31 protein-coding genes are annotated in these 25,065 nt (G+C 56.0%); all 31 read right to left on the bottom strand.

The features are described 5' to 3' along the window. Positions 1-84: 84 nt before the first annotated feature. Positions 85-201 carry a 50S ribosomal protein L36 gene (gene rpmJ, locus QZH45_RS27080; RefSeq protein ID WP_002555468.1) on the bottom strand — a complete coding sequence of 39 codons (117 nt, stop codon included), beginning with the start codon at positions 199-201 and terminating at the stop codon, positions 85-87. A gap of 30 nt (positions 202-231) precedes the next feature. Then, complete coding sequence (gene secY / locus QZH45_RS27085; RefSeq protein ID WP_024778331.1) at positions 232-1,560, bottom strand: preprotein translocase subunit SecY; 1,329 nt, start codon at positions 1,558-1,560, stop codon at positions 232-234. Continuing rightward, on the bottom strand, positions 1,561-1,998 hold the full coding sequence (gene rplO, locus QZH45_RS27090; RefSeq protein ID WP_003186032.1) for a 50S ribosomal protein L15: 438 nt from the start codon (positions 1,996-1,998) through the stop codon (positions 1,561-1,563). A gap of 3 nt (positions 1,999-2,001) precedes the next feature. Further along, complete coding sequence (gene rpmD, locus QZH45_RS27095) at positions 2,002-2,178, bottom strand: 50S ribosomal protein L30 (RefSeq protein ID WP_003176408.1); 177 nt, start codon at positions 2,176-2,178, stop codon at positions 2,002-2,004. A 2-nt stretch (positions 2,179-2,180) separates the two neighbouring features. Beyond that, the gene (gene rpsE / locus QZH45_RS27100) at positions 2,181-2,681 is read right to left on the bottom strand and encodes a 30S ribosomal protein S5 (RefSeq protein ID WP_003186035.1); all 501 of its coding nucleotides are present in this window, start codon (positions 2,679-2,681) and stop codon (positions 2,181-2,183) included. Between the two features lie 3 nt (positions 2,682-2,684). After that, entirely contained in the window at positions 2,685-3,035 is a 351-nt protein-coding gene (gene rplR / locus QZH45_RS27105) for a 50S ribosomal protein L18 (protein ID WP_003186037.1), read from the bottom strand. Between the two features lie 10 nt (positions 3,036-3,045). Next, complete coding sequence (gene rplF, locus QZH45_RS27110) at positions 3,046-3,579, bottom strand: 50S ribosomal protein L6 (RefSeq protein ID WP_024077677.1); 534 nt, start codon at positions 3,577-3,579, stop codon at positions 3,046-3,048. A 12-nt stretch (positions 3,580-3,591) separates the two neighbouring features. Beyond that, positions 3,592-3,984, bottom strand: coding sequence for a 30S ribosomal protein S8 (rpsH, locus tag QZH45_RS27115; RefSeq protein ID WP_017848802.1), 393 nt, complete (start codon positions 3,982-3,984; stop codon positions 3,592-3,594). Positions 3,985-4,193: 209 nt separating this feature from the next. Continuing rightward, positions 4,194-4,499, bottom strand: coding sequence for a 30S ribosomal protein S14 (gene rpsN, locus QZH45_RS27120; RefSeq protein WP_003186042.1), 306 nt, complete (start codon positions 4,497-4,499; stop codon positions 4,194-4,196). A gap of 13 nt (positions 4,500-4,512) precedes the next feature. Next, positions 4,513-5,052, bottom strand: coding sequence for a 50S ribosomal protein L5 (gene rplE / locus QZH45_RS27125; RefSeq protein WP_024778330.1), 540 nt, complete (start codon positions 5,050-5,052; stop codon positions 4,513-4,515). Between the two features lie 20 nt (positions 5,053-5,072). Then, a complete protein-coding gene (rplX, locus tag QZH45_RS27130; RefSeq protein ID WP_003186046.1) occupies positions 5,073-5,387 on the bottom strand; it encodes a 50S ribosomal protein L24 in 315 nt (104 codons plus the stop codon). 11 nt (positions 5,388-5,398) lie between these two features. Continuing rightward, positions 5,399-5,767 carry a 50S ribosomal protein L14 gene (rplN, locus tag QZH45_RS27135; RefSeq protein WP_024778329.1) on the bottom strand — a complete coding sequence of 123 codons (369 nt, stop codon included), beginning with the start codon at positions 5,765-5,767 and terminating at the stop codon, positions 5,399-5,401. Between the two features lie 23 nt (positions 5,768-5,790). Further along, positions 5,791-6,057 (bottom strand): 30S ribosomal protein S17, encoded by a 267-nt coding sequence (gene rpsQ, locus QZH45_RS27140; RefSeq protein ID WP_003194644.1) that lies wholly within the window; start codon positions 6,055-6,057, stop codon positions 5,791-5,793. Between the two features lie 2 nt (positions 6,058-6,059). After that, positions 6,060-6,251, bottom strand: coding sequence for a 50S ribosomal protein L29 (rpmC, locus tag QZH45_RS27145; RefSeq protein ID WP_002555481.1), 192 nt, complete (start codon positions 6,249-6,251; stop codon positions 6,060-6,062). Beyond that, positions 6,251-6,664, bottom strand: coding sequence for a 50S ribosomal protein L16 (gene rplP, locus QZH45_RS27150; RefSeq protein WP_003186052.1), 414 nt, complete (start codon positions 6,662-6,664; stop codon positions 6,251-6,253). The genes rpmC and rplP overlap by 1 nt, the downstream gene beginning before the upstream one ends. Before the next feature lie 12 nt (positions 6,665-6,676). Then, positions 6,677-7,363, bottom strand: a complete 687-nt coding sequence (gene rpsC, locus QZH45_RS27155; protein ID WP_024778328.1) for a 30S ribosomal protein S3 — start codon at positions 7,361-7,363, stop codon at positions 6,677-6,679. 13 nt (positions 7,364-7,376) lie between these two features. Then, positions 7,377-7,709 carry a 50S ribosomal protein L22 gene (gene rplV, locus QZH45_RS27160; RefSeq protein WP_003103908.1) on the bottom strand — a complete coding sequence of 111 codons (333 nt, stop codon included), beginning with the start codon at positions 7,707-7,709 and terminating at the stop codon, positions 7,377-7,379. A gap of 11 nt (positions 7,710-7,720) precedes the next feature. Continuing rightward, positions 7,721-7,996, bottom strand: coding sequence for a 30S ribosomal protein S19 (gene rpsS / locus QZH45_RS27165; protein ID WP_002555486.1), 276 nt, complete (start codon positions 7,994-7,996; stop codon positions 7,721-7,723). Between the two features lie 16 nt (positions 7,997-8,012). Continuing rightward, a complete protein-coding gene (gene rplB, locus QZH45_RS27170; RefSeq protein ID WP_007924198.1) occupies positions 8,013-8,837 on the bottom strand; it encodes a 50S ribosomal protein L2 in 825 nt (274 codons plus the stop codon). 14 nt (positions 8,838-8,851) lie between these two features. Beyond that, a complete protein-coding gene (gene rplW, locus QZH45_RS27175) occupies positions 8,852-9,151 on the bottom strand; it encodes a 50S ribosomal protein L23 (RefSeq protein WP_002555488.1) in 300 nt (99 codons plus the stop codon). After that, positions 9,148-9,750 carry a 50S ribosomal protein L4 gene (gene rplD, locus QZH45_RS27180; RefSeq protein WP_003186057.1) on the bottom strand — a complete coding sequence of 201 codons (603 nt, stop codon included), beginning with the start codon at positions 9,748-9,750 and terminating at the stop codon, positions 9,148-9,150. The genes rplW and rplD overlap by 4 nt, the downstream gene beginning before the upstream one ends. A gap of 12 nt (positions 9,751-9,762) precedes the next feature. Further along, a complete protein-coding gene (gene rplC, locus QZH45_RS27185; protein WP_024778327.1) occupies positions 9,763-10,398 on the bottom strand; it encodes a 50S ribosomal protein L3 in 636 nt (211 codons plus the stop codon). An 80-nt stretch (positions 10,399-10,478) separates the two neighbouring features. Continuing rightward, a complete protein-coding gene (rpsJ, locus tag QZH45_RS27190; RefSeq protein WP_003186070.1) occupies positions 10,479-10,790 on the bottom strand; it encodes a 30S ribosomal protein S10 in 312 nt (103 codons plus the stop codon). Between the two features lie 156 nt (positions 10,791-10,946). Then, positions 10,947-12,140 (bottom strand): elongation factor Tu, encoded by a 1,194-nt coding sequence (gene tuf, locus QZH45_RS27195; protein ID WP_053191465.1) that lies wholly within the window; start codon positions 12,138-12,140, stop codon positions 10,947-10,949. Positions 12,141-12,171: 31 nt separating this feature from the next. Continuing rightward, on the bottom strand, positions 12,172-14,274 hold the full coding sequence (gene fusA, locus QZH45_RS27200) for an elongation factor G (protein WP_024776463.1): 2,103 nt from the start codon (positions 14,272-14,274) through the stop codon (positions 12,172-12,174). Positions 14,275-14,304: 30 nt separating this feature from the next. After that, positions 14,305-14,775: a 30S ribosomal protein S7 gene (gene rpsG, locus QZH45_RS27205; RefSeq protein ID WP_024776462.1), complete on the bottom strand. Its 471-nt coding sequence runs from the start codon at positions 14,773-14,775 to the stop codon at positions 14,305-14,307. A gap of 103 nt (positions 14,776-14,878) precedes the next feature. Further along, positions 14,879-15,250 carry a 30S ribosomal protein S12 gene (gene rpsL, locus QZH45_RS27210; RefSeq protein ID WP_003186084.1) on the bottom strand — a complete coding sequence of 124 codons (372 nt, stop codon included), beginning with the start codon at positions 15,248-15,250 and terminating at the stop codon, positions 14,879-14,881. 216 nt (positions 15,251-15,466) lie between these two features. Beyond that, entirely contained in the window at positions 15,467-19,666 is a 4,200-nt protein-coding gene (gene rpoC, locus QZH45_RS27215; protein ID WP_024776461.1) for a DNA-directed RNA polymerase subunit beta', read from the bottom strand. Positions 19,667-19,730: 64 nt separating this feature from the next. Next, the gene (gene rpoB, locus QZH45_RS27220; protein ID WP_024776460.1) at positions 19,731-23,804 is read right to left on the bottom strand and encodes a DNA-directed RNA polymerase subunit beta; all 4,074 of its coding nucleotides are present in this window, start codon (positions 23,802-23,804) and stop codon (positions 19,731-19,733) included. A 219-nt stretch (positions 23,805-24,023) separates the two neighbouring features. After that, complete coding sequence (rplL, locus tag QZH45_RS27225) at positions 24,024-24,389, bottom strand: 50S ribosomal protein L7/L12 (RefSeq protein ID WP_024776459.1); 366 nt, start codon at positions 24,387-24,389, stop codon at positions 24,024-24,026. A gap of 79 nt (positions 24,390-24,468) precedes the next feature. After that, a complete protein-coding gene (rplJ, locus tag QZH45_RS27230; protein ID WP_024776458.1) occupies positions 24,469-24,969 on the bottom strand; it encodes a 50S ribosomal protein L10 in 501 nt (166 codons plus the stop codon). Between the last annotated feature and the right edge of the window lie 96 nt (positions 24,970-25,065).

Consider the following 25,065-nt stretch of genomic DNA (forward strand, 5'->3'; position numbering starts at 1 on the left):
AATAGGGCGCGAGATAATATCGCTGTAATAACAAATAATCAACCCGGCAGCGCACTAGCTGCCGGGCTTAAAGCACAATCACACTCAGCCTTGGCGCTGTTTGTGACGCGGTTCCGCGCTGCAAATTACTCGAACAACACCTTCGCGGCGAATAATCTTGCAGTTACGGCACAGCTTTTTCACCGATGCACGAACTTTCATCACCAACTCCTCGAACCTTATGGACGCTACTCAGCGCAGCATGCCGCTGCCGTAGCCCTTCAGGTTGGCTTTCTTCATCAGGGATTCGTACTGGTGCGAAACGAGGTGCGATTGTACTTGGGACATGAAGTCCATCACAACCACGACCACGATCAGCAACGAGGTCCCGCCAAGGTAGAACGGTACGTTTGCCGCAACCACCAGGAACTGGGGCAGCAGGCAGACGGCCGTCATGTAAAGAGCACCGAACATGGTCAAGCGAGTCAGAACGCCATCAATGTAGCGCGCAGACTGCTCACCTGGACGGATACCCGGAATAAAGGCACCGGACTTCTTCAGGTTTTCCGCTACGTCTTTCGGATTGAACATCAACGCCGTATAGAAGAAGCAGAAGAAAATAATCCCTGCACTAAACAGCAGAATATTCAACGGCTGACCAGGAGCGATCGACTGCGAGATGTCCTGCAACCAGCCCATACCTTCAGACTGGCCGAACCAGGCACCCAACGAAGCCGGGAACAGCAAGATGCTGCTCGCGAAAATAGCCGGGATAACACCGGCCATGTTCACCTTCAACGGCAAGTGGCTGGTCTGCGCAGCAAACACCTTGCGGCCTTGCTGACGCTTGGCGTAGTGAACAGCAATACGACGCTGACCACGCTCAATGAACACCACGAAACCGATAATCGCTACTGCCAGCAAACCGATGGCAACCAGGGCAAAAATGTTGATATCGCCCTGACGCGCAGACTCGAAAGACTGCCCGATCGCTCTCGGAAGACCGGCGACGATACCTGCGAAGATCAACATCGAGATACCGTTGCCAACACCACGCTCAGTAATCTGCTCACCCAACCACATCATGAACATCGCACCTGCCACAAACGTGGTAACCGCGACGAAATAGAAGCTGAGGTCAGCATTGAACGAAACGCCCTGCCCCGCCAAGCCAATGGACATGCCAATTGCCTGAACGAGAGCGAGTACGACAGTGCCGTAGCGGGTGTACTGGCTGATCTTGCGACGGCCAGCTTCACCTTCCTTCTTCAACTGTTCCAGCTGCGGGCTGACGGCTGTCATCAGCTGCATGATGATCGATGCCGAAATGTACGGCATGATCCCCAGTGCAAAGATGCTCATCCGCTCCAGCGCGCCGCCGGAAAACATGTTGAACAAGCTAAGAATGGTCCCCTCATTCTGTCGAAACAGGTCTGCGAGTCGGTCCGGGTTGATACCTGGAACCGGGATGTGTGCGCCTATTCGGTAGACGATAATCGCCAGGAACAGAAAACGCAGACGAGCCCAGAGTTCAGACATACCGCCTTTGCCGAGCGCAGAGAGAGCACCTTGCTTAGCCATTTATTCCTCGAACTTGCCGCCAGCTGCTTCGATAGCCGCACGCGCACCTTTGGTGGCGCCGATTCCCTTTCCGATGGTGACAGCGCGAGCAACTTCGCCCGACAGCATGATTTTCACACGCTGTACGTTCTGGTTGATCACGTTGGCATCCTTCAGGGACTGCACGGTGACGATGTCGCCGTCCACTTTAGCCAGCTCGGACAGACGCACTTCTGCGCGGTCCATGGCTTTCAGGGAAACGAAACCGAACTTCGGCAGGCGACGATGCAGCGGCTGTTGACCGCCTTCAAAGCCTGGAGCAATGGTGCCACCGGAGCGGGAGGTCTGACCTTTGTGGCCACGGCCACCGGTCTTGCCCAAACCACTACCGATACCACGGCCCGGACGATGCTTTTCGCGACGGGAACCCGGCGCTGGACTCAGATCATTGAGTTTCATCGATTAACCCTCGACACGCAGCATGTAGTAAGCCTTGTTGATCATCCCGCGATTCTCGGGAGTATCCTGGACTTCTACAGTGTGACCGATGCGACGCAGACCCAGACCCTTAACGCACAGTTTGTGGTTAGGGATGCGGCCGGTCATGCTTTTGATCAGCGTAACTTTTACGGTAGCCATGATCAGAAGATCTCCTTGACGCTTTTGCCACGCTTGGCGGCAATGGATTCAGGAGACTGCATTGCTTTCAAACCCTTGAAAGTGGCGTGAACCACGTTTACCGGGTTAGTCGAGCCGTAGCACTTGGCCAGAACGTTCTGAACGCCAGCAACTTCGAGGACAGCACGCATAGCGCCGCCAGCGATGATACCGGTACCTTCAGAAGCAGGCTGCATGTACACCTTCGAAGCGCCATGGGCAGACTTCATTGCGTACTGCAGAGTGGTGCCGTTCAGATCAACCTGGATCATGTTGCGGCGAGCAGCTTCCATTGCCTTCTGGATCGCAGCAGGCACTTCACGCGACTTGCCACGGCCGAAGCCAACACGGCCTTTACCATCACCAACCACGGTCAACGCGGTGAAAGTGAAGATACGGCCGCCTTTAACGGTTTTGGCTACGCGGTTAACTTGAACCAGCTTCTCGATGTAGCCTTCGTCGCGCTTTTGGTCGTTATTTGACATAACTTAGAACTCCAGCCCAGCTTCACGAGCAGCATCAGCCAGCGCCTTGACGCGGCCGTGGTACTTGAAGCCAGAGCGGTCGAAAGCCACCTGCGAGACGCCAGCGGCTTTAGCACGCGTAGCGACCAGCTGGCCAACCTTAGTGGCCGCGTCGATGTTGCCGGTGGCACCATCACGCAGTTCTTTATCCAAAGTCGAGGCACTTGCCAGGACCTTGTTGCCGTCGGCCGAAATGACCTGGGCGTAGATGTGCTGCGAAGAGCGGAACACGCAGAGACGCACGACTTCGAGTTCGTGCATTTTCAGGCGTGCTTTGCGAGCGCGACGCAGTCGAGTAACTTTTTTGTCGGTCATTTGCTATGCCCTACTTCTTCTTGGCTTCTTTACGACGGACGACTTCGTCCGCGTAGCGCACACCTTTGCCTTTGTACGGCTCTGGTGGACGGAAGTCGCGGATCTCGGCGGCCACTTGACCTACCAGCTGCTTGTCGATGCCCTTGATCAGGATATCGGTCTGGCTAGGAGTCTCAGCGGTGATGCCTTCCGGCAGTTCGTAATCCACTGGGTGCGAGAAGCCAAGAGCCAGGTTCAGAACCGAGCCTTTTGCTTGCGCTTTGTAACCAACACCGACCAGCTGGAGCTTGCGCTCGAAGCCTTGGCTTACGCCTTGGACCATGTTGTTTACCAACGCACGAGTGGTACCAGCCATTGCGCGAGTCTGTTGATCGCCATTGCGAGCAGCGAAACGCAGCTCACCGGCTTCTTCAACGATCTCAACGGACGAATGGATGTTCAGTTCAAGAGTGCCCTTGGCACCCTTCACCGAAAGCTGTTGGCCTGCGAATTTGACTTCGACACCGGCTGGCAGCTTAACGGGGTTCTTAGCGACGCGAGACATGCTTATCCCCCCTTAGAACACAGTGCAAAGAACTTCGCCGCCGACACCGGCAGCGCGCGCAGCACGATCAGTCATCACACCTTTGTTGGTGGAGACGATAGACACGCCCAGACCGCCGCGAACTTTCGGCAGATCCTCGACGGACTTGTACTGACGCAGGCCTGGACGGCTAACGCGCTTCACTTCCTCGATGACCGGACGGCCTTCGAAGTATTTCAGCTCGATGGACAGCAGTGGCTTGATTTCGCTGCTGATCTGATAACCCGCGATGTAACCTTCGTCCTTCAGGACTTTTGCTACAGCCACCTTCAACGTGGAAGACGGCATGCTTACGACGGACTTTTCAGCCATCTGGGCATTACGGATTCGAGTTAGCATGTCCGCTAACGGGTCCTGCATACTCATGGGCTAGACGCTCCTAATGCAAAAAAATTAGCCTTGCGGCTACTACGTGTCGCCGAGAAACTCCGGGCATGAAAAACACGGGCTCAGGCGAGCCGGTCATTCTAGACATACACCAGAAATGAATCAAGCCCCAAAAGGGGCTTGATTCTGCTTCAAGGCCACCGGTGGTCAGGATCCTGAGATCCCGAACACCGAGACTTTGACAGTGCTTACCAGCTGGCTTTAACCAGACCTGGAACGTCACCACGCATTGCAGCTTGGCGCAGCATGTTACGGCCGAGGCCGAACTTGCGGTATACGCCGTGCGGACGACCAGTCAGGCGGCAGCGGTTACGCATGCGCGAGGCGCTTGCGTCACGTGGCTGCTTCTGCAGCGCTACGGTAGCTTCCCAACGCGCTTCCGGACTTGCGTTCAGATCAACGATGATAGCTTTCAGCGCTGCACGCTTGGTGGCGTACTTGGCAACGGTGAGCTGACGCTTCAGCTCACGGTTCTTCATGCTCTTCTTGGCCATTTTCCTACTCCAATCAGTTGCGGAACGGGAATTTGAAAGCACGCAGCAGAGCGCGACCTTCGTCATCCGATTTGGCAGTGGTGGTCAGGGTAATGTCCAGACCGCGCAGAGCATCGATCTTGTCGTAATCGATTTCCGGGAAAATGATCTGCTCTTTCACGCCCATGCTGTAGTTGCCACGACCATCAAAGGACTTGGCATTCAGGCCGCGGAAGTCGCGAACCCGAGGCAGGGAGATCGACAGCAGACGATCCAGGAACTCGTACATACGATCGCGACGCAGGGTCACTTTGACACCGATCGGCCAACCTTCGCGGACTTTGAAGCCAGCGATGGATTTGCGAGCGTGAGTCACAACGACTTTCTGGCCGGTGATCTTCTCCAGGTCAGCTACCGCGTGCTCGATGACTTTCTTGTCACCGATCGCTTCGCCCAGACCCATGTTCAGGGTGATCTTGGTAATGCGCGGAACTTCCATCACGTTCGCCAGCTTAAGTTCTTCCTTAAGCTTCGGTGCGATTTCCTTCCGGTAAATCTCTTTCAGTCGTGCCATGGTCTTCTACCTAGCAGTGTTCAAGCATCAACCGCTTTTTGGGTCGACTTGAAGACACGAATTTTTTTGCCGTCTTCTACTTTGAAACCAACGCGGTCAGCCTTGTTGGTTTCGCCGTTGAAGATGGCGACGTTGGAAGCGTGCAGTGGCGCTTCTTTCTCGACGATACCGCCCTGTACGCCCGACATCGGGTTAGGCTTGGTATGGCGCTTGACCAGGTTCAGACCACCAACAACCAGACGGTTGTCAGCGAGAACCTTGAGCACCTTACCGCGCTTGCCCTTGTCTTTGCCGGCGATCACGATGATCTCGTCGTCACGACGAATCTTTTGCATGTCGGATCTCCTTACAGCACTTCTGGGGCGAGCGAGACGATCTTCATGAACTTCTCAGTACGAAGTTCACGGGTCACTGGCCCAAAGATACGGGTGCCGATTGGCTCTTGCTTGTTGTTCAATAGAACAGCAGCGTTGCCATCAAAGCGGATGATGGAGCCGTCAGCGCGACGAACACCATGGCGAGTGCGGACTACAACAGCAGTCATCACTTGACCCTTCTTCACCTTACCGCGAGGAATTGCTTCCTTGACGGTAACTTTGATGATGTCACCAATAGCAGCGTAACGACGATGGGAGCCACCCAGCACCTTGATGCACATAACGCGGCGAGCGCCGCTGTTATCGGCCACATCAAGCATGGATTGAGTCTGAATCATATAATTTCTCCGACCCCTAGCCCTTAGACTTCCACAGCGCGTTCGAGAACATCAACCAGCGCCCAAGATTTGGTCTTGGCCATCGGACGAGTTTCACGAATAGTGACCTTGTCGCCGATGTGGCACTGATTGGTTTCGTCGTGCGCGTGCAGCTTAGTCGAACGCTTAACGTATTTACCGTAGATCGGGTGCTTAACGCGACGCTCGATCAGAACGGTGATGGTTTTGTCCATCTTGTCGCTGACAACACGGCCAGTCAGCGTACGGACAGTTTTTTCGGCTTCAGCCATGATTACTTACCTGCCTGCTGGTTGAGCACAGTTTTCACGCGAGCGATGTCACGCTTAACTTGCGAGAGCAGATGAGACTGCCCCAACTGGCCAGTTGCTTTCTGCATACGCAGATTGAACTGGTCGCGCAGCAGGCCGAGCAGTTGCTCGTTCAGCTGCTGTGCTGATTTTTCACGAAGTTCATTCGCTTTCATCACATCACCGTCCGTTTAACAAAGGAGGTGGCGAGCGGCAGCTTTGCAGCAGCCAGGGCGAAAGCCTCACGCGCCAGCTCTTCAGAAACACCCTCGATTTCATACAGGACTTTGCCTGGCTGAATCTGGGCAACCCAGTACTCCACGTTACCCTTACCTTTACCCATCCGAACTTCGAGTGGCTTCTTGGTGACAGGCTTGTCCGGGAATACACGGATCCAGATCTTGCCGCCACGTTTTACGTGACGGGTCAGAGCACGACGCGCTGACTCGATCTGACGAGCGGTGAGACGACCACGAGCAACAGACTTCAGCGCGAACTCGCCGAAGCTGACTTTGCTACCGCGCAATGCCAGGCCACGGTTGTGGCCGGTCATCTGCTTGCGGAACTTCGTACGCTTTGGTTGCAACATTTGGCGTACCCCTTACTTAGCAGCTTTTTTACGAGGCGCTGGTGCTTGTGGTTTCAGCTCTTCTTGGCGACCACCAATTACTTCGCCTTTGAAGATCCAAACCTTTACACCGATCACACCGTAGGTGGTGTGAGCTTCGTAGTTGGCATAGTCGATGTCGGCACGCAGGGTGTGCAGTGGCACACGACCTTCGCGATACCATTCAGTACGTGCGATTTCAGCACCGCCGAGACGACCGCTCACTTGGATTTTGATGCCCTTGGCACCAATGCGAATTGCGTTCTGTACAGCGCGCTTCATAGCGCGACGGAACATTACGCGACGCTCCAGCTGCTGAGCTACGCTCTGCGCAACCAGCATACCGTCGAGTTCCGGCTTGCGGATCTCTTCGATATTGATGTGCACAGGCACACCCATTTGCTTGGTCAGGTCCTGACGCAGCTTCTCAACATCTTCACCTTTCTTCCCGATAACGATACCTGGACGAGCGGTGTGGATGGTGATACGTGCAGTCTGAGCCGGACGATGGATATCGATACGGCTTACGGACGCGCTTTTTAGTTTGTCTTGGAGATACTCACGCACCTTCAGATCAGCGAACAAGTAGTCCGCATAAGTCCGACCGTCTGCGTACCAGACGGAGGTGTGCTCCTTGACGATTCCCAGGCGAATGCCAATGGGATGTACTTTCTGACCCATCTCTTCGACTCCGTTACTTGTCAGCAACCTTGACAGTGATATGGCAAGACCGCTTGACGATGCGATCAGCACGGCCTTTGGCACGTGGCATGATGCGCTTCAGCGAACGCCCTTCGTTGACGAAAACGGTGCTGACTTTCAGGTCATCAACGTCTGCGCCTTCGTTATGCTCGGCGTTGGCTACGGCCGACTCCAGCACTTTTTTCATGATCTCGGCGGCTTTCTTACTGCTGAAAGCCAACAGGTTGAGCGCTTCGCCCACCTTCTTCCCGCGGATCTGGTCGGCGACCAAGCGGGCTTTCTGGGCGGAGATTCGAGCGCCCGACAACTTAGCGGCTACTTCCATTTCCTTACCCCTTAACGCTTGGCTTTCTTGTCAGCCACGTGCCCACGGTATGTGCGGGTACCGGCGAACTCGCCCAGTTTGTGGCCGACCATGTCTTCGTTCACAAGAACTGGGACGTGCTGGCGACCGTTGTGTACTGCGATGGTCAGACCGACCATTTGTGGCAGGATCATCGAACGACGCGACCAGGTCTTAACTGGTTTGCGATCGTTCTTTTCCGCCGCCACTTCGATCTTCTTCAGTAGGTGAAGATCAATAAAAGGACCTTTTTTCAGAGAACGTGGCACTGTCGTATCCCTCTATTTACTTGCGACGACGGACGATCATTTTGTCGGTACGCTTATTACCACGAGTCTTCGCGCCCTTAGTCGGGAAGCCCCATGGCGATACCGGATGACGACCACCAGAGGTACGACCTTCACCACCACCATGTGGGTGGTCAACCGGGTTCATGGCAACACCACGAACGGTTGGGCGAACGCCACGCCAGCGCTTGGCACCAGCTTTACCCAACGAACGCAGGCTGTGCTCGGAGTTCGAGACTTCGCCCAGGGTCGCACGGCATTCAGCCAGTACTTTACGCATCTCACCAGAACGCAGACGCAGGGTCACGTAGACACCTTCACGAGCGATCAGCTGAGCCGAAGCACCAGCGGAACGAGCGATTTGCGCGCCTTTACCTGGCTTCAATTCGATGCCGTGTACGGTGCTACCAACTGGAATGTTACGCAGTTGCAGAGCGTTGCCCGGCTTGATCGGTGCCAGGGCACCTGCGATCAGCTGGTCGCCAGCACTCACGCCTTTAGGGGCGATGATGTAGCGACGCTCGCCATCTGCGTACAGCAGCAGAGCGATGTGAGCAGTACGGTTTGGATCGTATTCGATACGCTCGACGGTGGCAGCGATGCCATCCTTGTCGTTGCGACGGAAGTCGACCAGACGATAATGCTGCTTATGACCACCACCCACGTGACGTGTAGTGATACGGCCATTGTTGTTACGACCACCAGACTTCGATTTTTTCTCGAGCAGCGGTGCGTGAGGAGCGCCTTTATGCAGCTCCTGGTTGACCACCTTGACCACAAAACGGCGGCCAGGGGAAGTCGGTTTGCATTTAACGATTGCCATGATGCACCCCTTCCTTACTCAGCACTGCTGCTGAAATCGAGATCTTGGCCTGGCTGAAGGGAGATAACTGCCTTCTTCCAGTCATTACGCTTGCCCAGACCGCGAGCAGTGCGCTTGCTTTTACCCAGAACGTTCAGGGTAGTCACGCGCTCTACTTTCACGCTGAACAGGCTTTCGACGGCCTTCTTGATTTCCAGCTTGGTTGCGTCAGTAGCAACCTTGAAAACGAACTGGCCTTTCTTGTCTGCCAGAACCGTAGCCTTCTCGGAAACGTGCGGGCCAAGCAGAACTTTAAATACGCGTTCCTGGTTCATCCCAGCAGCTCCTCGAATTTCTTCACGGCCGACACGGTGATCAACACCTTGTCGTATGCGATCAGACTGACCGGATCGGAACCCTGTACGTCACGAACATCGACGTGCGGCAGGTTACGAGCAGCCAGGTACAGGTTCTGATCAACAGCGTCAGACACGATCAGGACGTCAGTCAGGCCCATGCCGTTCAGCTTGTTCAGCAGGTCTTTGGTTTTCGGTGCTTCAACAGCGAAGTCCTGAACCACGACCAGACGATCAGTACGCACCAGCTCAGCAAGGATGGAACGCATTGCTGCGCGATACATCTTCTTGTTCAGCTTCTGGGAGTGATCCTGAGGACGAGCTGCGAAAGTGGTACCGCCGCCACGCCAGATTGGGCTACGGATAGTACCGGCACGAGCACGGCCAGTACCTTTCTGACGCCATGGGCGCTTACCGCCACCGGAAACGTCGGAACGGGTCTTTTGCTGCTTGCTACCTTGACGGCCGCCGGCCATGTAGGCCACGACTGCTTGGTGAACCAGCGTCTCGTTGAATTCGCCGCCAAATGTCAGTTCGGAAACTTCGATCGCTTGAGCGTCATTTACATTTAATTGCATGTCAGCTTCCCCTTAACCGCGAGCCTTGGCTGCTGGACGTACAACCACGTTGCCGCCAGTAGCGCCAGGAACAGCGCCCTTGACCAACAACAGATTGCGTTCAGCGTCCACGCGCACTACTTCGAGGGACTGCACGGTCACGCGCTCGGCGCCCATATGACCGGACATTTTCTTGCCCTTGAATACACGACCAGGAGTCTGGCACTGGCCGATAGAGCCTGGAACGCGGTGGGATACGGAGTTACCGTGGGTGTTATCTTGCCCGCGGAAGTTCCAACGCTTGATCGTACCCTGGAAGCCTTTACCTTTGGACTGACCGGTTACATCAACCAGCTGACCAGCAGCGAAGATTTCAGCTTTGATCAGATCGCCGGCCTGGTATTCGCCTTCTTCAAGACGGAATTCCAGTACGGTACGACCAGCGGCAACGTTCGCCTTGGCGAAGTGGCCAGCTTGAGCAGCTGTTACACGCGAAGCACGACGCTCGCCGACAGTGACTTGCACTGCACGATAGCCATCGGTCTCTTCAGTTTTGAACTGGGTGACGCGATTCGGCTCGATCTCAATGACCGTGACCGGAATGGAGACACCTTCTTCGGTGAAAATACGGGTCATACCGCATTTACGACCGACTACACCAATAGTCATGTTGTAAACCTCATGAGTGTACGGGGCTTTCACCCGCTATGGCCGCCCATTTCAGAGCGTTACACGACTAAGACCGAGTCTTAGCCGAGGCTGATCTGCACTTCCACACCGGCCGCAAGATCGAGCTTCATAAGTGCATCAACGGTTTTATCCGTTGGCTGGACGATATCCAGAACGCGCTTATGAGTACGGATCTCGTACTGGTCACGCGCGTCTTTGTTGACGTGCGGGGAGACCAGAACGGTGAACCGCTCTTTACGGGTAGGCAGTGGAATTGGACCACGCACTTGAGCACCAGTACGTTTCGCGGTTTCCACGATTTCCTGGGTGGATTGGTCGATCAGGCGATGGTCAAAAGCCTTCAACCTGATACGGATTTGCTGATTTTGCATTGGATTTCAGACTCCGGCTGCTATTCCCACCGGGCGCAATACGCCCGTTAAAAGGAGGCGCAATTCTATAGACGCCCCTGATAGGTGTCAACCCAATAAAAAAGCCCCCGCTAAGCGGGGGCTTTTTCAACTCATCAGGCAGACTCTAAAAGAGACTTACTCGATGACTTTGGCTACGACGCCAGCGCCGACGGTACGACCGCCTTCACGGATAGCGAAACGCAGACCATCTTCCATCGCGATGGTTTTGATCAGAGTGACAGTCATCTGGATGTTGTCACCCGGCATTACCATTTCAACGCCTTCTGGCAGCTCGCAGTTACCGGTCACGTCAGTTGTACGGAAGTAGAACTGTGGACGGTAGCCTTTGAAGAACGGAGTATGACGGCCGCCTTCTTCCTTGCTCAGAACATAAACTTCTGCAACGAACTTGGTGTGCGGCTTGACGGTGCCTGGCTTGACCAGAACCTGGCCACGCTCAACGTCGTCACGCTTGGTGCCGCGCAGCAGCACGCCGCAGTTCTCGCCAGCACGACCTTCGTCCAGCAGCTTGCGGAACATTTCAACGCCGGTGCAGGTAGTTTTCTGAGTGTCGCGCAGACCGACGATCTCAACTTCTTCCTGGATGCGGACGATGCCACGCTCAACACGACCAGTCACAACAGTACCGCGACCGGAGATCGAGAATACGTCTTCGATTGGCATCAGGAACGGTTTGTCGATAGCACGCTCTGGCTCTGGGATGTAGCTGTCCAGAGTTTCCACCAGCTTCTTGACAGCAGTGGTGCCCATTTCGTTGTCGTCTTGGCCGTTCAGAGCCATCAGAGCCGAACCAATGATGATTGGAGTGTCATCACCTGGGAAGTCGTAAGTGCTCAGCAGGTCGCGCACTTCCATCTCAACCAGTTCCAGCAGCTCAGCGTCGTCAACCATGTCAGCCTTGTTCAGGAAGACAACGATGTACGGTACGCCTACCTGACGGGACAGCAGGATGTGCTCACGGGTTTGTGGCATCGGACCATCAGCGGCCGAGCAAACCAGGATCGCGCCGTCCATCTGGGCAGCACCGGTGATCATGTTTTTTACGTAGTCGGCGTGACCTGGGCAGTCAACGTGTGCGTAGTGACGCACGGCCGAATCGTATTCAACGTGAGCGGTGTTGATGGTGATACCGCGTGCTTTTTCTTCCGGGGCGCTGTCGATCTTGTCGAAGTCAACCTTGGCCGAACCGAAAACTTCGGAGCAGACGCGGGTCAGAGCAGCGGTCAGAGTGGTTTTACCGTGGTCAACGTGACCGATGGTGCCAACGTTGACGTGCGGTTTGTTACGTTCAAATTTTTCTTTAGCCACGACAATTAACTCCTAGCCTAAAGGGGCTGAATCAGCCTTGTTTTTTAACGATAGCTTCGACGACGTTCGACGGAGCCTCGGAGTATTTGGAGAATTCCATAGAGTAGCTCGCGCGACCCTGGGACATGGAACGAACGTCGGTTGCGTAACCGAACATCTCGCCCAGCGGAACCTCGGCACGGATAACCTTACCGGAAACCGTGTCTTCCATACCCTGGATCAGACCGCGACGACGGTTCAGGTCACCCATCACGTCGCCCATGTAGTCCTCAGGTGTTACGACTTCAACCTTCATGATCGGCTCAAGAACAACACCGCCACCCTTGGTAGCCAGTTGCTTGGTCGCCATGGAGGCCGCCACCTTGAACGCCATCTCGTTGGAGTCGACGTCGTGGTAAGAACCATCGAACACGGTAGCCTTCAGGCCGATCAGCGGATAGCCGGCGACAACGCCGTTCTTCATCTGCTCTTCGATACCCTTCTGGATAGCAGGGATGTATTCCTTCGGAACCACACCACCGACTACTTCGTTCACGAACTGCAGACCTTCCTGACCTTCGTCAGCAGGCGCAAAACGGATCCAGCAGTGGCCGAACTGACCACGACCGCCGGACTGGCGAACGAACTTGCCTTCGATCTCACAAGCCTTCGTGATCTTCTCACGATAGGAAACCTGTGGCTTACCGATGTTGGCTTCGACGTTGAACTCGCGGCGCATCCGATCAACCAGGATGTCCAGGTGCAACTCACCCATGCCGGAGATGATCGTTTGACCAGTCTCTTCATCGGTCTTGACGCGGAAAGACGGGTCTTCCTGAGCAAGTTTGCCCAGAGCGATACCCATTTTTTCCTGGTCATCCTTGGTTTTCGGCTCAACGGCAACCGAGATAACCGGCTCCGGGAAGTCCATGCGAACCAGGATGATTGGCTTGTCAGCGGAGCACAGGGTGTCACCAGTGGTGACGTCCTTCATGCCGATCAGGGCCGCGATGTCGCCAGCGCGTACTTCCTTGATCTCTTCGCGGGTGTTTGCGTGCATTTGCACCATACGACCCACGCGCTCTTTCTTGCCCTTGACCGAGTTGATCACGCCGTCGCCGGAGTTCAACACGCCCGAGTAAACGCGAGCGAATGTCAGGGTACCCACGAATGGGTCGGTAGCGATCTTGAACGCCAGAGCCGAGAACGGCTCGTTGTCGTCTGCATGACGCTCCATTTCGACAGTCTCGTCATCCGGGTCGGAACCCTTGATGGCTGGAATGTCGACCGGTGCAGGCAGGTAGTCGATAACGGCGTCGAGAACCAGGGGAACACCCTTGTTCTTGAAGGAAGAACCGCAAACAGCCAGAACGATTTCGCCAGCGATAGTACGCTGACGCAGAGCAGCCTTGATCTCTTCGATCGACAGCTCTTCGCCTTCCAGGTACTTGTTCATCAGCTCTTCGTTGGCTTCGGCAGCAGCCTCAACCATGTTGCTGCGCCACTCTTCAGCCAGCTCTTGCAGCTCGGCCGGGATCGGACCGCGAATGGCAGCCATACCCTTGTCGCCGTCGTTCCAGCGAACAGCTTCCATGGTCATCAGATCGATCTGACCTTCGAAGTTGTCTTCGGAACCGATAGCCAGCTGGATAGGCACCGGGGTGTGACCCAGACGCTGCTTGATCTGACCGATCACGCGCAGGAAGTTGGCACCAGCACGGTCCATCTTGTTCACGTAAACAAGACGCGGAACGCCGTATTTGTTGGCTTGACGCCATACGGTTTCAGACTGAGGCTCAACACCGGAAGTACCGCAGAACACAACAACAGCGCCGTCGAGTACGCGCAACGAACGCTCTACTTCAATGGTGAAGTCAACGTGGCCGGGGGTATCGATGATGTTGAAGCGGTGCTTAGGGAATTGCTTGTTCGAGCCTTCCCAGAAAGCAGTAGTAGCAGCGGAGGTAATGGTAATACCCCGCTCCTGCTCTTGTACCATCCAGTCCATGGTCGCGGCGCCATCATGCACCTCGCCCATTTTGTGGTTTACGCCCGTGTAGAACAGGACGCGCTCGGTGGTAGTGGTTTTACCCGCATCCACGTGAGCAACGATACCAATGTTACGGTAGCGTTTAATATCGGTTGTACGAGCCATAAAGCCCTCGCAAATTGAGTGACGCTAAAATTAGAAGCGGTAGTGCGAGAAAGCCTTGTTGGCCTCAGCCATACGGTGCACGTCTTCACGCTTCTTAACTGCAGCACCTTTACCTTCAGCAGCGTCCAGCAGCTCACCAGCCAAACGCAGAGCCATGGACTTCTCGCCGCGCTTGCGGGCGAAGTCTACGAGCCAGCGCATGGCCAGAGCGTTACGACGGGACGGACGAACTTCGACCGGAACCTGGTAGGTAGCACCGCCTACGCGGCGCGACTTCACTTCGACCAGCGGAGCGATGGCGTCGAGTGCTTTTTCGAAGAGTTCCAGGGGATCGGAGTTCTTACGCTCTTTAACTTTTTCCAGCGCGCCATAAACGATACGTTCGGCAACGGCTTTCTTGCCGCTTTCCATTACGTGGTTCATGAACTTGGCGAGAATCTGGCTTCCGTATTTCGGATCGTCCAGAATCTCACGTTTGGCTGCTACGCGACGTCTTGGCATTGATAAGCCCTCAAACGGTCTTCAGGTTAGCCCGGGACAGCAAACGCGTGCCCGACCTTACTCTTATCGACTCAATAAAAATGAAAAACTGCAAAACGACCGATTACTTCGGACGCTTGGTACCGTACTTCGAACGACCCTGGTTACGACCTTTAACGCCGGAGGTATCCAAGGAGCCGCGAACGGTGTGGTAACGAACACCTGGCAAGTCTTTTACACGACCGCCGCGGATCAGTACCACGCTGTGCTCTTGCAGGTTGTGGCCTTCACCGCCGATGTACGAGGAAACCTCGAAACCGTTGGTCAGACGCACACGGCATACTTTACGCAGTGCCGAGTTAGGTTTTTTCGGCGTGGTGGTATACACACGGGTGCATACGCCACGACGTTGCGGGCAGTTCTGCAGCGCAGGTACGTCGGATTTCTCGACGATACGCTTACGCGGCTGACGTACCAGCTGGTTGATAGTTGCCATCTACTAGCTCCACTGTTGTCTTGCGACGCTATTGTCTTACAAGAAAAGCAAAATGGCAGGAACGAATTCCCGCCAAATTTAGGGGATCAAGAGTCTAAAGAGGATCTTGTCCCCAGTCAAGGCAAGGCCCCGACCTCCCCCCTCGCCGGATCTCGACAATTTGTCTCGATCCGGCGAATGGGGCGACCAGGGCCAGGCACTTAATTACCGCAGAACTCAGTTACCGCTCGAGTTCAACGCTTCGGTCAGTGCAGCTTCCACTTCACTGGCGCTTACGCGCAACGGCTTGTCTGCATCACGGCGACGCTTGCGCTCGCTGTGATAGGCCAAACCGGTACCAGCCGGGATCAGACGACCCACGACTACGTTTTCCTTCAGGCCGCGCAGGTAATCGCGCTTGCCGGTAACCGCCGCCTCGGTCAGTACCCGGGTGGTTTCCTGGAAGGAAGCCGCCGAGATGAACGATTCGGTGGACAACGACGCCTTGGTGATACCCAGCAGAACGCGGGTGAACTTGGCGACAAACTTGTCTTCCGTGCTCAGGCGCTCGTTCTCTACCAGTACGTGAGTCAGTTCCATCTGGTCGCCCTTGATGAAGCTGGAGTCACCGGACTCGGAGATCTCAACTTTACGCAGCATCTGACGCAGAATGGTCTCGATATGCTTGTCGTTGATCTTCACGCCTTGCAGACGGTAAACGTCCTGGATCTCGTTCACGATGTACTTGGCCAGCGCACTCACACCCAGCAGACGCAGGATGTCGTGTGGATCGCTCGGGCCGTCGGAGATAACTTCGCCGCGGTTTACCTGTTCGCCTTCGAAGACGTTCAGGTGACGCCACTTCGGAATCAGCTCTTCATACGGATCGCTACCGTCGTTCGGGGTGATAACCAGACGGCGCTTGCCCTTGGTCTCTTTACCGAACGCGATGGTGCCGCTGACTTCAGCCAGAATCGACGCTTCTTTCGGACGACGGGCTTCGAACAGGTCGGCAACACGCGGCAGACCACCGGTGATGTCACGAGTCTTCGAAGTTTCTTGCGGGATACGAGCGATAACATCACCGATCGCGATCCGCGCACCGTCCGCTACACCGACCAGGGCGTTGGCTGGCAGGAAGTACTGAGCGATTACGTCAGTGCCTGGCAGCAACAGGTCCTTGCCGTTGTCGTCGACCATCTTCACGGCTGGACGGATGTCCTTGCCGGCAGCTGGACGATCTTTGGCGTCAAGTACTTCAATGTTGGTCATACCGGTCAATTCGTCGGTCTGACGCTTGATCGTGATGCCTTCTTCCATGCCCACGTAGGTCACGGTACCTTTCATCTCGGTGACGATCGGGTGAGTGTGCGGATCCCACTTGGCCACGATTGCGCCAGCTTCGACCTTGTCACCTTCCTTCACCGAAATCACAGCACCGTAAGGCAGCTTGTAACGCTCGCGCTCACGACCGAAGTCGTCCGCGATCGCCAGCTCACCCGAACGGGATACAGCTACCAGATGACCATCCACACGCTCAACGTGCTTCAGGTTGTGCAGACGGACAGTACCGCCGTTCTTCACCTGAACGCTGTCGGCTGCGGAGGTCCGGCTTGCCGCACCACCGATGTGGAACGTACGCATCGTCAGCTGGGTACCCGGCTCACCGATGGACTGGGCAGCGATAACGCCGACCGCTTCACCGATGTTCACCTGATGACCGCGAGCCAGGTCGCGACCGTAGCACTTGGCGCAGATGCCGTAGCGGGTTTCACAGCTGATCGGAGAACGCACGATCACTTCGTCGATGCTGTTGAGTTCGATGAACTCGACCCACTTCTCATCGACCAGGGTGCCAGCAGGAACGATCACGTCCTCGGTACCCGGCTTGAAGACGTCACGGGCAATGACACGACCCAGTACGCGCTCACCCAACGGCTCAACAACGTCACCGCCTTCAATGTGCGGCGTCATCAGCAGGCCATGTTCGGTGCCACAGTCGATCTCGGTCACGACCAGATCCTGCGCCACGTCAACCAGACGACGAGTCAGGTAACCGGAGTTCGCCGTTTTCAACGCGGTATCCGCAAGACCCTTACGAGCACCGTGCGTGGAGATGAAGTACTGGAGTACGCTCAAACCTTCACGGAAGTTCGCTGTAATCGGGGTCTCGATGATGGAACCGTCCGGCTTGGCCATCAGGCCACGCATACCGGCGAGCTGACGGATCTGCGCAGCAGAACCCCGTGCGCCCGAGTCGGCCATCATGTACATCGAGTTGAAGGATTCCTGGTCAACTTCTTCGCCATGACGGTCGATGACTTTCTCTTTCGAGAGGTTGGCCATCATCGCCTTGGAAACTTCGTCGTTCGCCTTGGACCAGAGGTCGATCACCTTGTTGTACTTCTCGCCCTGGGTTACCAGGCCGGAGGCGTACTGACTCTCGATCTCCTTCACTTCCTCGGTAGCAGTACCGATGATGCGGGCTTTTTCATCAGGGATAACGAAGTCGTTAACACCGATGGAAACGCCGGAGATGGTCGAATAGGCAAAACCGGTGTACATCAGCTGGTCAGCGAAGATCACGGTCTCTTTCAGACCCACCACGCGATAGCACTGGTTGATCAGCTTGGAGATCGCCTTTTTCTTCATCGGCAGGTTGACGACGTCGAAGGACAAACCTTTCGGCACCACCTGGAACAACAGCGCACGACCGACGGTAGTGTCGACGATACGGGTGTTGGTCACGCTGTTGCCGTCACGATCGTTCACGGTTTCGTTGATCCGCACCTTGACCTTGGCATGCAGTGCGGCTTCGCCAGCACGGAACACACGGTCAACTTCCTGCAGATCCGCGAACACACGACCTTCGCCCTTGGCGTTGATCGCTTCACGAGTCATGTAGTACAGACCCAATACAACGTCCTGCGACGGAACGATGATTGGCTCACCGTTGGCTGGCGACAGGATGTTGTTGGTAGACATCATCAACGCGCGCGCTTCGAGCTGGGCTTCCAGCGTCAGCGGCACGTGCACGGCCATTTGGTCGCCGTCGAAGTCGGCGTTGTACGCAGCACAGACCAGTGGGTGCAGCTGGATAGCCTTACCTTCGATCAGTACCGGTTCAAACGCCTGGATACCCAGACGGTGAAGGGTCGGTGCACGGTTGAGCAACACTGGGTGTTCGCGAATCACTTCGGCGAGAACGTCCCAGACCTCTGGCAGCTCGCGCTCGACCATCTTCTTCGCAGCCTTGATGGTGGTCGCCAGACCACGCATTTCCAGCTTGCCGAAAATGAACGGCTTGAACAGTTCCAGAGCCATCTTCTTAGGCAGACCGCACTGATGCAGACGCAGGGTCGGCCCCACGGTAATTACCGAACGACCGGAGTAGTCAACGCGCTTACCGAGCAAGTTCTGACGGAAACGACCCTGCTTACCCTTGATCATGTCAGCCAGGGACTTCAGAGGACGCTTGTTGGAACCGGTGATAGCACGGCCACGACGACCGTTGTCGAGCAATGCGTCGACAGCTTCCTGCAACATACGCTTTTCGTTGCGCACGATGATGTCCGGAGCGGACAGGTCGAGCAGGCGCTTCAAGCGGTTGTTACGGTTGATCACCCGACGATACAGATCGTTTAGGTCGGAAGTCGCGAAACGACCGCCATCGAGCGGAACCAGTGGACGCAGATCTGGCGGCAGAACCGGCAGAACGGTCAGCACCATCCACTCTGGCAGGTTGCCGGAGCCCTGGAAGGCCTCCATCAACTTCAGACGCTTGGACAGCTTCTTGATCTTGGTCTCGGAGTTGGTTTGCGGAATCTCTTCACGCAGACGGCCAATCTCGTGCTCTAGGTCGATCGCGTGCAGCAGTTCGCGGACAGCTTCGGCACCCATGCGGGCATCGAAATCGTCGCCGAATTCTTCCAGCGCCTCGAAATACTGCTCGTCGTTCAGCAGCTGACCTTTTTCAAGGGTGGTCATGCCTGGATCGATAACGACATAGCTCTCGAAGTAGAGAACGCGCTCGATATCACGCAGGGTCATGTCCATCAGCAGGCCGATACGGGACGGCAGCGATTTCAGGAACCAGATGTGGGCAACCGGCGACGCCAGCTCGATGTGCGCCATGCGCTCACGACGAACTTTTGCCAGTGCAACTTCAACGCCGCACTTCTCGCAGATAACACCACGATGCTTCAAGCGCTTGTACTTACCGCACAGGCACTCGTAATCCTTTACCGGGCCAAAGATCTTGGCGCAGAACAGGCCATCACGCTCAGGTTTGAACGTACGGTAGTTGATGGTTTCCGGCTTTTTTACTTCACCGAACGACCACGAACGGATCATCTCAGGCGAGGCCAATCCGATACGGATGGCGTCGAACTCTTCGACTTGACCCTGGTTTTTCAGCAAATTCAGTAGGTCTTTCAAGGCCTTTCCTCCTGGCGGAGCAGAGAGCGGGCAGGACAGCCCCGCTCTCGATTCGCGTCACGTGTTATTCGGTTTCCAGATCGATATCGATGCCGAGGGAACGAATTTCCTTGATCAACACGTTGAAGGACTCGGGCATGCCCGGCTCCATACGGTGATCGCCGTCCACGATGTTCTTGTACATCTTGGTCCGACCGTTCACATCGTCCGACTTCACTGTGAGCATTTCTTGCAGAGTGTATGCAGCACCGTATGCTTCCAGTGCCCAGACCTCCATCTCCCCGAAACGCTGACCACCGAACTGCGCCTTACCACCCAGCGGCTGCTGGGTAACCAGGCTGTAAGAACCGGTAGAACGAGCGTGCATCTTGTCGTCCACCAAGTGGTTCAGCTTCAGCATGTACATGTAGCCAACGGTAACCGGACGCTCGAACTTGTTGCCGGTACGACCATCGAACAGCTGCATCTGGCCGCTTTCTGGCAGATCTGCCAGTTTCAGCATGGCCTTGATTTCAACTTCCTTGGCACCGTCGAACACCGGAGTGGCCATTGGAACGCCGCCCTTGAGGTTCTTCGCCAGATCCAGGATTTCCTGGTCGGAGAAGCTGTCGAGCTCTTCGTTACGACCGCCGATCTCGTTGTAGATCTCGTGCAGGAACTTGCGCAGGTCAGCGACCTTGCGCTGCTCTTCGAGCATGCGGTTGATCTTCTCGCCCAGACCCTTGGCCGCGAGGCCCAGGTGGGTTTCAAGGATCTGACCGACGTTCATACGCGAAGGTACGCCCAGCGGGTTGAGGACGACGTCGACCGGAGTGCCGTTGGCATCGTGCGGCATGTCTTCAACCGGCATGATCACGGAGACCACACCCTTGTTACCGTGACGACCAGCCATCTTGTCACCCGGCTGGATGCGACGACGGATTGCCAGGTAGACCTTGACGATCTTCAGTACGCCCGGAGCCAGGTCATCGCCCTGCTGCAGCTTGCGCTTCTTGTCTTCGAACTTGTCGTCCAACAGGCGACGGCGATCAACGATGTAAGCCTGAGCCTTCTCGAGCTGCTCGTTCAACGCGTCCTCAGCCATGCGCAGTTTGAACCACTGGCCATGCTCAAGACCGTCGAGGACTTCGTCGGTGATTTCCTGACCTTTCTTCAGGCCGGCGCCGCCTTCGGCCTTGTGGCCAACCAGCGCTGCACGCAGACGTTCGAAAGTTGCACCCTCAACGATACGGAACTCTTCGTTCAGGTCCTTGCGGATTTCGTCGAGCTGAGTCTTCTCGATGGACAGTGCACGTGCATCACGCTCAACGCCGTCGCGAGTGAAGACTTGTACGTCGATGACGGTACCCTTGGTGCCAGTAGGCACGCGCAGGGAGGTGTCCTTAACGTCGCTGGCCTTCTCACCGAAGATGGCACGCAGCAGCTTTTCTTCCGGAGTCAGCTGGGTCTCGCCTTTCGGTGTGACCTTGCCGACCAGGATGTCGCCAGCGCCTACTTCGGCACCTACATAAACGATACCGGCTTCGTCCAGCTTGTTCAGCGCAGCTTCACCCACGTTCGGGATGTCCGCAGTGATTTCCTCTGGGCCAAGCTTGGTGTCACGGGCCACACAGGTCAGTTCCTGGATGTGGATCGTGGTGAAGCGGTCTTCCTGAACCACACGCTCGGACAGGCAGATGGAGTCTTCGAAGTTGAAGCCGTTCCACGCCATGAACGCGATGCGCATGTTCTGACCCAGCGCCAGCTCACCCATGTCGGTGGACGGGCCGTCAGCCATGATGTCGCTGCGCTGGACCCGATCACCCTTGCTCACCAGCGGACGCTGGTTGATGCAGGTGTTCTGGTTCGAGCGGGTGTATTTGGTCAGGTTGTAGATGTCGACACCGGCTTCGCCCGGCTCCACTTCGTCATCGGCAACACGAACCACGATACGACTGGCATCGACGGAATCGATCACGCCGCCACGACGAGCCACGACGCAAACGCCGGAGTCACGGGCAACGTTACGCTCCATGCCGGTACCTACCAGCGGCTTGTCGGCACGCAGGGTCGGTACAGCCTGACGCTGCATGTTCGAACCCATCAACGCACGGTTGGCGTCGTCGTGCTCAAGGAACGGGATCAGCGACGCTGCGACCGAAACAACCTGCTTGGGCGACACGTCCATCAGGGTGACGTCTTCCGGCGCCTTGACGGTGAACTCGTTCAGGTGACGAACAGCTACCAGCTCGTCGATCAGCACCTTCTTGTCGTTCATCGTGGCCGAGGCCTGAGCGATAACGTGATCGGCCTCTTCGATGGCGGACAGGAACACGATCTCGTCGGTGACCAGAGCGTCTTTCACCACACGGTACGGGCTCTCGAGGAAGCCGTACTGGTTGGTGCGCGCATAGGCGGCCAGGGAGTTGATCAGACCGATGTTCGGACCTTCCGGCGTTTCGATCGGGCAGACGCGACCGTAGTGGGTCGGGTGTACGTCACGAACTTCGAAGCCTGCGCGCTCACGGGTCAGACCACCTGGGCCGAGTGCGGAGACACGACGCTTGTGGGTGATCTCGGACAGCGGGTTGTTCTGGTCCATGAACTGGGACAGCTGGCTGGAACCGAAGAACTCCTTCACCGCCGCCGCTACCGGCTTGGCGTTGATCAGGTCTTGCGGCATCAGGCCTTCGCTTTCAGCCATCGACAGACGTTCCTTGACCGCGCGCTCTACACGCACCAGGCCAACACGGAACTGGTTCTCGGCCATTTCGCCTACGCAGCGAACGCGACGGTTACCCAAGTGGTCGATGTCATCGACGATGCCTTTGCCGTTACGGATGTCGACCAGGGTCTTGAGTACTGCAACGATGTCATCCTTGTTCAGCACGCCCGAACCTTCGATCTCGGTACGACCGATACGACGGTTGAACTTCATCCGGCCGACCGCAGACAGGTCATAGCGCTCAGGACTGAAGAACAGGTTGTTGAACAGCGTTTCCGCGGCATCCTTGGTTGGTGGCTCGCCAGGACGCATCATGCGATAGATCTCGACCAGCGCTTCCAGTTGGTTGCCGGTGGAGTCGATCTTCAACGTATCGGAGATGAACGGACCGCAGTCGATATCGTTGGTGTACAGAGTTTCGATACGAACGACCTGAGCCTTGACGATTTTCGCCAGGATCTCGGTGCTCAGTTCGGTGTTGCACTCTGCGAGGATTTCGCCGGTAGCCGGGTGCACGATGACCTTGGCCGTGGTGCGACCGAGGACGTAGTCCATAGGCACCTGCAGCTCTTTGATCCCGGCCTTTTCCAGCTGGTTGATGTGGCGAGCGGTGATACGACGACCCTGCTCGACAATAACCTTGCCCTTGTCGTCCTGGATATCGAGGACCGCGATTTCACCGCGCAGGCGCTGAGGCACCAGTTCCAGGCTGAGGTTTTCACCCTGCACATGGAAGACGTTGGTGGTGTAAAACGCGTCCAGAACTTCTTCCGTGGTGTAGCCGAGCGCACGCAACAATACCGATGCTGGCAGTTTGCGACGACGGTCGATACGCACGAATACGCAGTCTTTCGGGTCGAACTCGAAGTCCAACCAGGAACCGCGGTAAGGAATGATGCGCGCGGAGTAGAGCAGTTTGCCGGAGCTGTGCGTCTTGCCACGGTCGTGGTCGAAGAACACGCCCGGAGAACGGTGCAGCTGGGAAACGATTACACGCTCGGTACCGTTGATTACGAAGGTACCGTTCTCAGTCATCAGGGGGATTTCACCCATGTAGACTTCTTGCTCTTTGATGTCCTTGATCGCTTTGTTCGACGATTCTTTGTCGAAAATGATCAGGCGCACTTTCACCCGCAAAGGTACGGCGTAAGTTACACCGCGCAATACGCATTCTTTGACATCAAATGCCGGTTCGCCCAGGCGATAACCGACGTACTCCAGCGCAGCATTGCCGGAGTAGCTGATGATCGGGAAAACGGATTTGAAGGCCGCATGCAGGCCCACGTCGCGGAACTGATCTTTAGTCGCTCCCGCTTGCAAGAATTCACGATACGAATCCAGCTGGATGGCCAGGAGGTACGGCACATCCATGACGTCCGGCAACTTGCTAAAGTCCTTGCGGATACGTTTTTTCTCAGTATATGAGTAAGCCATCAGCGTTCCCCAGCTTGGTCACCTGCTTGTTTGGCTCCCCCCGACGGGAGCAGCCAGAAAATCGTGCAAACCCCATGGTTTGCGCCACCGCCTCGGGTGGTTACAGCTCGTCATCAACACCGACCCAATCGGCTGCCAATAACGGAAAAAGGCCGGTGGCAAGAGCCACCAGCCATCAGCCTTTCGCTTGACGCTCGGGCTGGAGACGCAAGGTCGAAATTACTTAACTTCGACGGAAGCGCCTGCTTCTTCCAGCTTCTTCTTCGCGTCTTCAGCAGCTTCTTTCGAAACGCCTTCAGCGATAACCTGAGGAGCGGTGTCAACCTTCTCCTTGGCTTCTTTCAGACCCAGACCGGTCAGTTCGCGAACAGCCTTGATCACGTTGACTTTCTTGTCGCCAGCGGCGGTCAGAACAACGTTGAACTCGGTTTGTTCTTCAACGACAGCAGCTGGACCAGCAGCAGCAACGGTAGCAGCAGCGGCGGTAACGCCGAACTTCTCTTCCATTGCCTTGATCAGCTCAACGATTTCCATTACGGATTTTTCGCCGATTGCTTCGATGATTTGTTCGTTAGTCAGAGACATGACTCAATTCCTGAATTGGGGGATAGCCGGCACGGCCATCGAAATAAACAAAAATACGCGAGAAAGGAAACGCTCAGCCTCAGGCCGCAGCAGCTTCTTTCTGATCGCGAATTGCCGCCAGAGTACGAGCCAACTTGCTGGTAGCGCCTTGAATCACGCTCATCAGCTGAGAAATTGCTTCGTCACGGGTCGGCAGAGTTGCCAGTACGTCGATTTGGTTAGCTGCGAGGAACTTGCCCTCGAACGCAGCTGCCTTGATCTCGAACTTATCCTGACCCTTTGCGAACTCTTTGAAGATGCGGGCAGCAGCGCCCGGATGTTCTTTCGAGAATGCAATCAGGGTCGGGCCGACGAACGCGTCGTTGAGCACGTCATATTGAGTGCCTTCAACAGCGCGCTTCAGCAGGGTGTTACGTACGACACGTACATAAACACCAGCTTCGCGGGCCTCTTTACGGAGTCCGGTCATAGCGCCTACTGTTACGCCACGGGCATCAGCCACGACAGCGGACAGAGCAACTTTGGCAGCCTCGTTGACTTCAGCGACGATGGCCTTCTTGTCTTCGAGTTTAATTGCCACGGGTTTAACTCCTGCTTGTTACCGTTTCATCCGATCGGAACCGAATGTCGTTTTGGTGTCTGATTCGGTAAGGAACCGGGAGCACCATCTGCGTAG

This window comes from Pseudomonas corrugata, from assembly GCF_050920615.1.
In the GTDB taxonomy this organism is placed as follows: domain Bacteria; phylum Pseudomonadota; class Gammaproteobacteria; order Pseudomonadales; family Pseudomonadaceae; genus Aquipseudomonas; species Aquipseudomonas corrugata.

Bases quoted from the DNA above. Each gene is read 5' to 3' on its own strand.
- rpoB (WP_024776460.1), bottom strand. From the start codon at position 23,804: ATGGCTTACTCATATACTGAGAAAAAACGTATCCGCAAGGACTTTAGC.
- rplO (WP_003186032.1), bottom strand. From the start codon at position 1,998: ATGAAACTCAATGATCTGAGTCCAGCGCCGGGTTCCCGTCGCGAAAAG.
- rpmD (WP_003176408.1), bottom strand. From the start codon at position 2,178: ATGGCTACCGTAAAAGTTACGCTGATCAAAAGCATGACCGGCCGCATC.
- rplR (WP_003186037.1), bottom strand. From the start codon at position 3,035: ATGACCGACAAAAAAGTTACTCGACTGCGTCGCGCTCGCAAAGCACGC.
- rpsC (WP_024778328.1), bottom strand. From the start codon at position 7,363: ATGGGTCAGAAAGTACATCCCATTGGCATTCGCCTGGGAATCGTCAAG.
- rplX (WP_003186046.1), bottom strand. From the start codon at position 5,387: ATGCAAAAGATTCGTCGTGACGACGAGATCATCGTGATCGCCGGCAAA.
- rpsH (WP_017848802.1), bottom strand. From the start codon at position 3,984: ATGAGTATGCAGGACCCGTTAGCGGACATGCTAACTCGAATCCGTAAT.
- rplW (WP_002555488.1), bottom strand. From the start codon at position 9,151: ATGAACCAGGAACGCGTATTTAAAGTTCTGCTTGGCCCGCACGTTTCC.
- rpsL (WP_003186084.1), bottom strand. From the start codon at position 15,250: ATGGCAACTATCAACCAGCTGGTACGTCAGCCGCGTAAGCGTATCGTC.
- rpsE (WP_003186035.1), bottom strand. From the start codon at position 2,681: ATGTCAAATAACGACCAAAAGCGCGACGAAGGCTACATCGAGAAGCTG.
- secY (WP_024778331.1), bottom strand. From the start codon at position 1,560: ATGGCTAAGCAAGGTGCTCTCTCTGCGCTCGGCAAAGGCGGTATGTCT.
- rpmC (WP_002555481.1), bottom strand. From the start codon at position 6,251: ATGAAAGCGAATGAACTTCGTGAAAAATCAGCACAGCAGCTGAACGAG.
- rplV (WP_003103908.1), bottom strand. From the start codon at position 7,709: ATGGAAGTAGCCGCTAAGTTGTCGGGCGCTCGAATCTCCGCCCAGAAA.
- rpsG (WP_024776462.1), bottom strand. From the start codon at position 14,775: ATGCCAAGACGTCGCGTAGCAGCCAAACGTGAGATTCTGGACGATCCG.
- fusA (WP_024776463.1), bottom strand. From the start codon at position 14,274: ATGGCTCGTACAACCGATATTAAACGCTACCGTAACATTGGTATCGTT.
- rplF (WP_024077677.1), bottom strand. From the start codon at position 3,579: ATGTCTCGCGTCGCTAAGAACCCCGTTAAGCTGCCAGCCGGTGTCGAA.
- rpsQ (WP_003194644.1), bottom strand. From the start codon at position 6,057: ATGGCTGAAGCCGAAAAAACTGTCCGTACGCTGACTGGCCGTGTTGTC.
- rplC (WP_024778327.1), bottom strand. From the start codon at position 10,398: ATGACTATTGGTGTAGTCGGTCGTAAATGCGGTATGACCCGTATTTTC.
- rplL (WP_024776459.1), bottom strand. From the start codon at position 24,389: ATGTCTCTGACTAACGAACAAATCATCGAAGCAATCGGCGAAAAATCC.
- rpsJ (WP_003186070.1), bottom strand. From the start codon at position 10,790: ATGCAAAATCAGCAAATCCGTATCAGGTTGAAGGCTTTTGACCATCGC.
- rpsN (WP_003186042.1), bottom strand. From the start codon at position 4,499: ATGGCCAAGAAGAGCATGAAGAACCGTGAGCTGAAGCGTCAGCTCACC.
- rplB (WP_007924198.1), bottom strand. From the start codon at position 8,837: ATGGCAATCGTTAAATGCAAACCGACTTCCCCTGGCCGCCGTTTTGTG.
- rplE (WP_024778330.1), bottom strand. From the start codon at position 5,052: ATGGCACGACTGAAAGAGATTTACCGGAAGGAAATCGCACCGAAGCTT.
- rplD (WP_003186057.1), bottom strand. From the start codon at position 9,750: ATGCAATTAAATGTAAATGACGCTCAAGCGATCGAAGTTTCCGAACTG.
- rplP (WP_003186052.1), bottom strand. From the start codon at position 6,664: ATGTTGCAACCAAAGCGTACGAAGTTCCGCAAGCAGATGACCGGCCAC.
- rplN (WP_024778329.1), bottom strand. From the start codon at position 5,767: ATGATTCAGACTCAATCCATGCTTGATGTGGCCGATAACAGCGGCGCT.
- rpmJ (WP_002555468.1), bottom strand. From the start codon at position 201: ATGAAAGTTCGTGCATCGGTGAAAAAGCTGTGCCGTAACTGCAAGATT.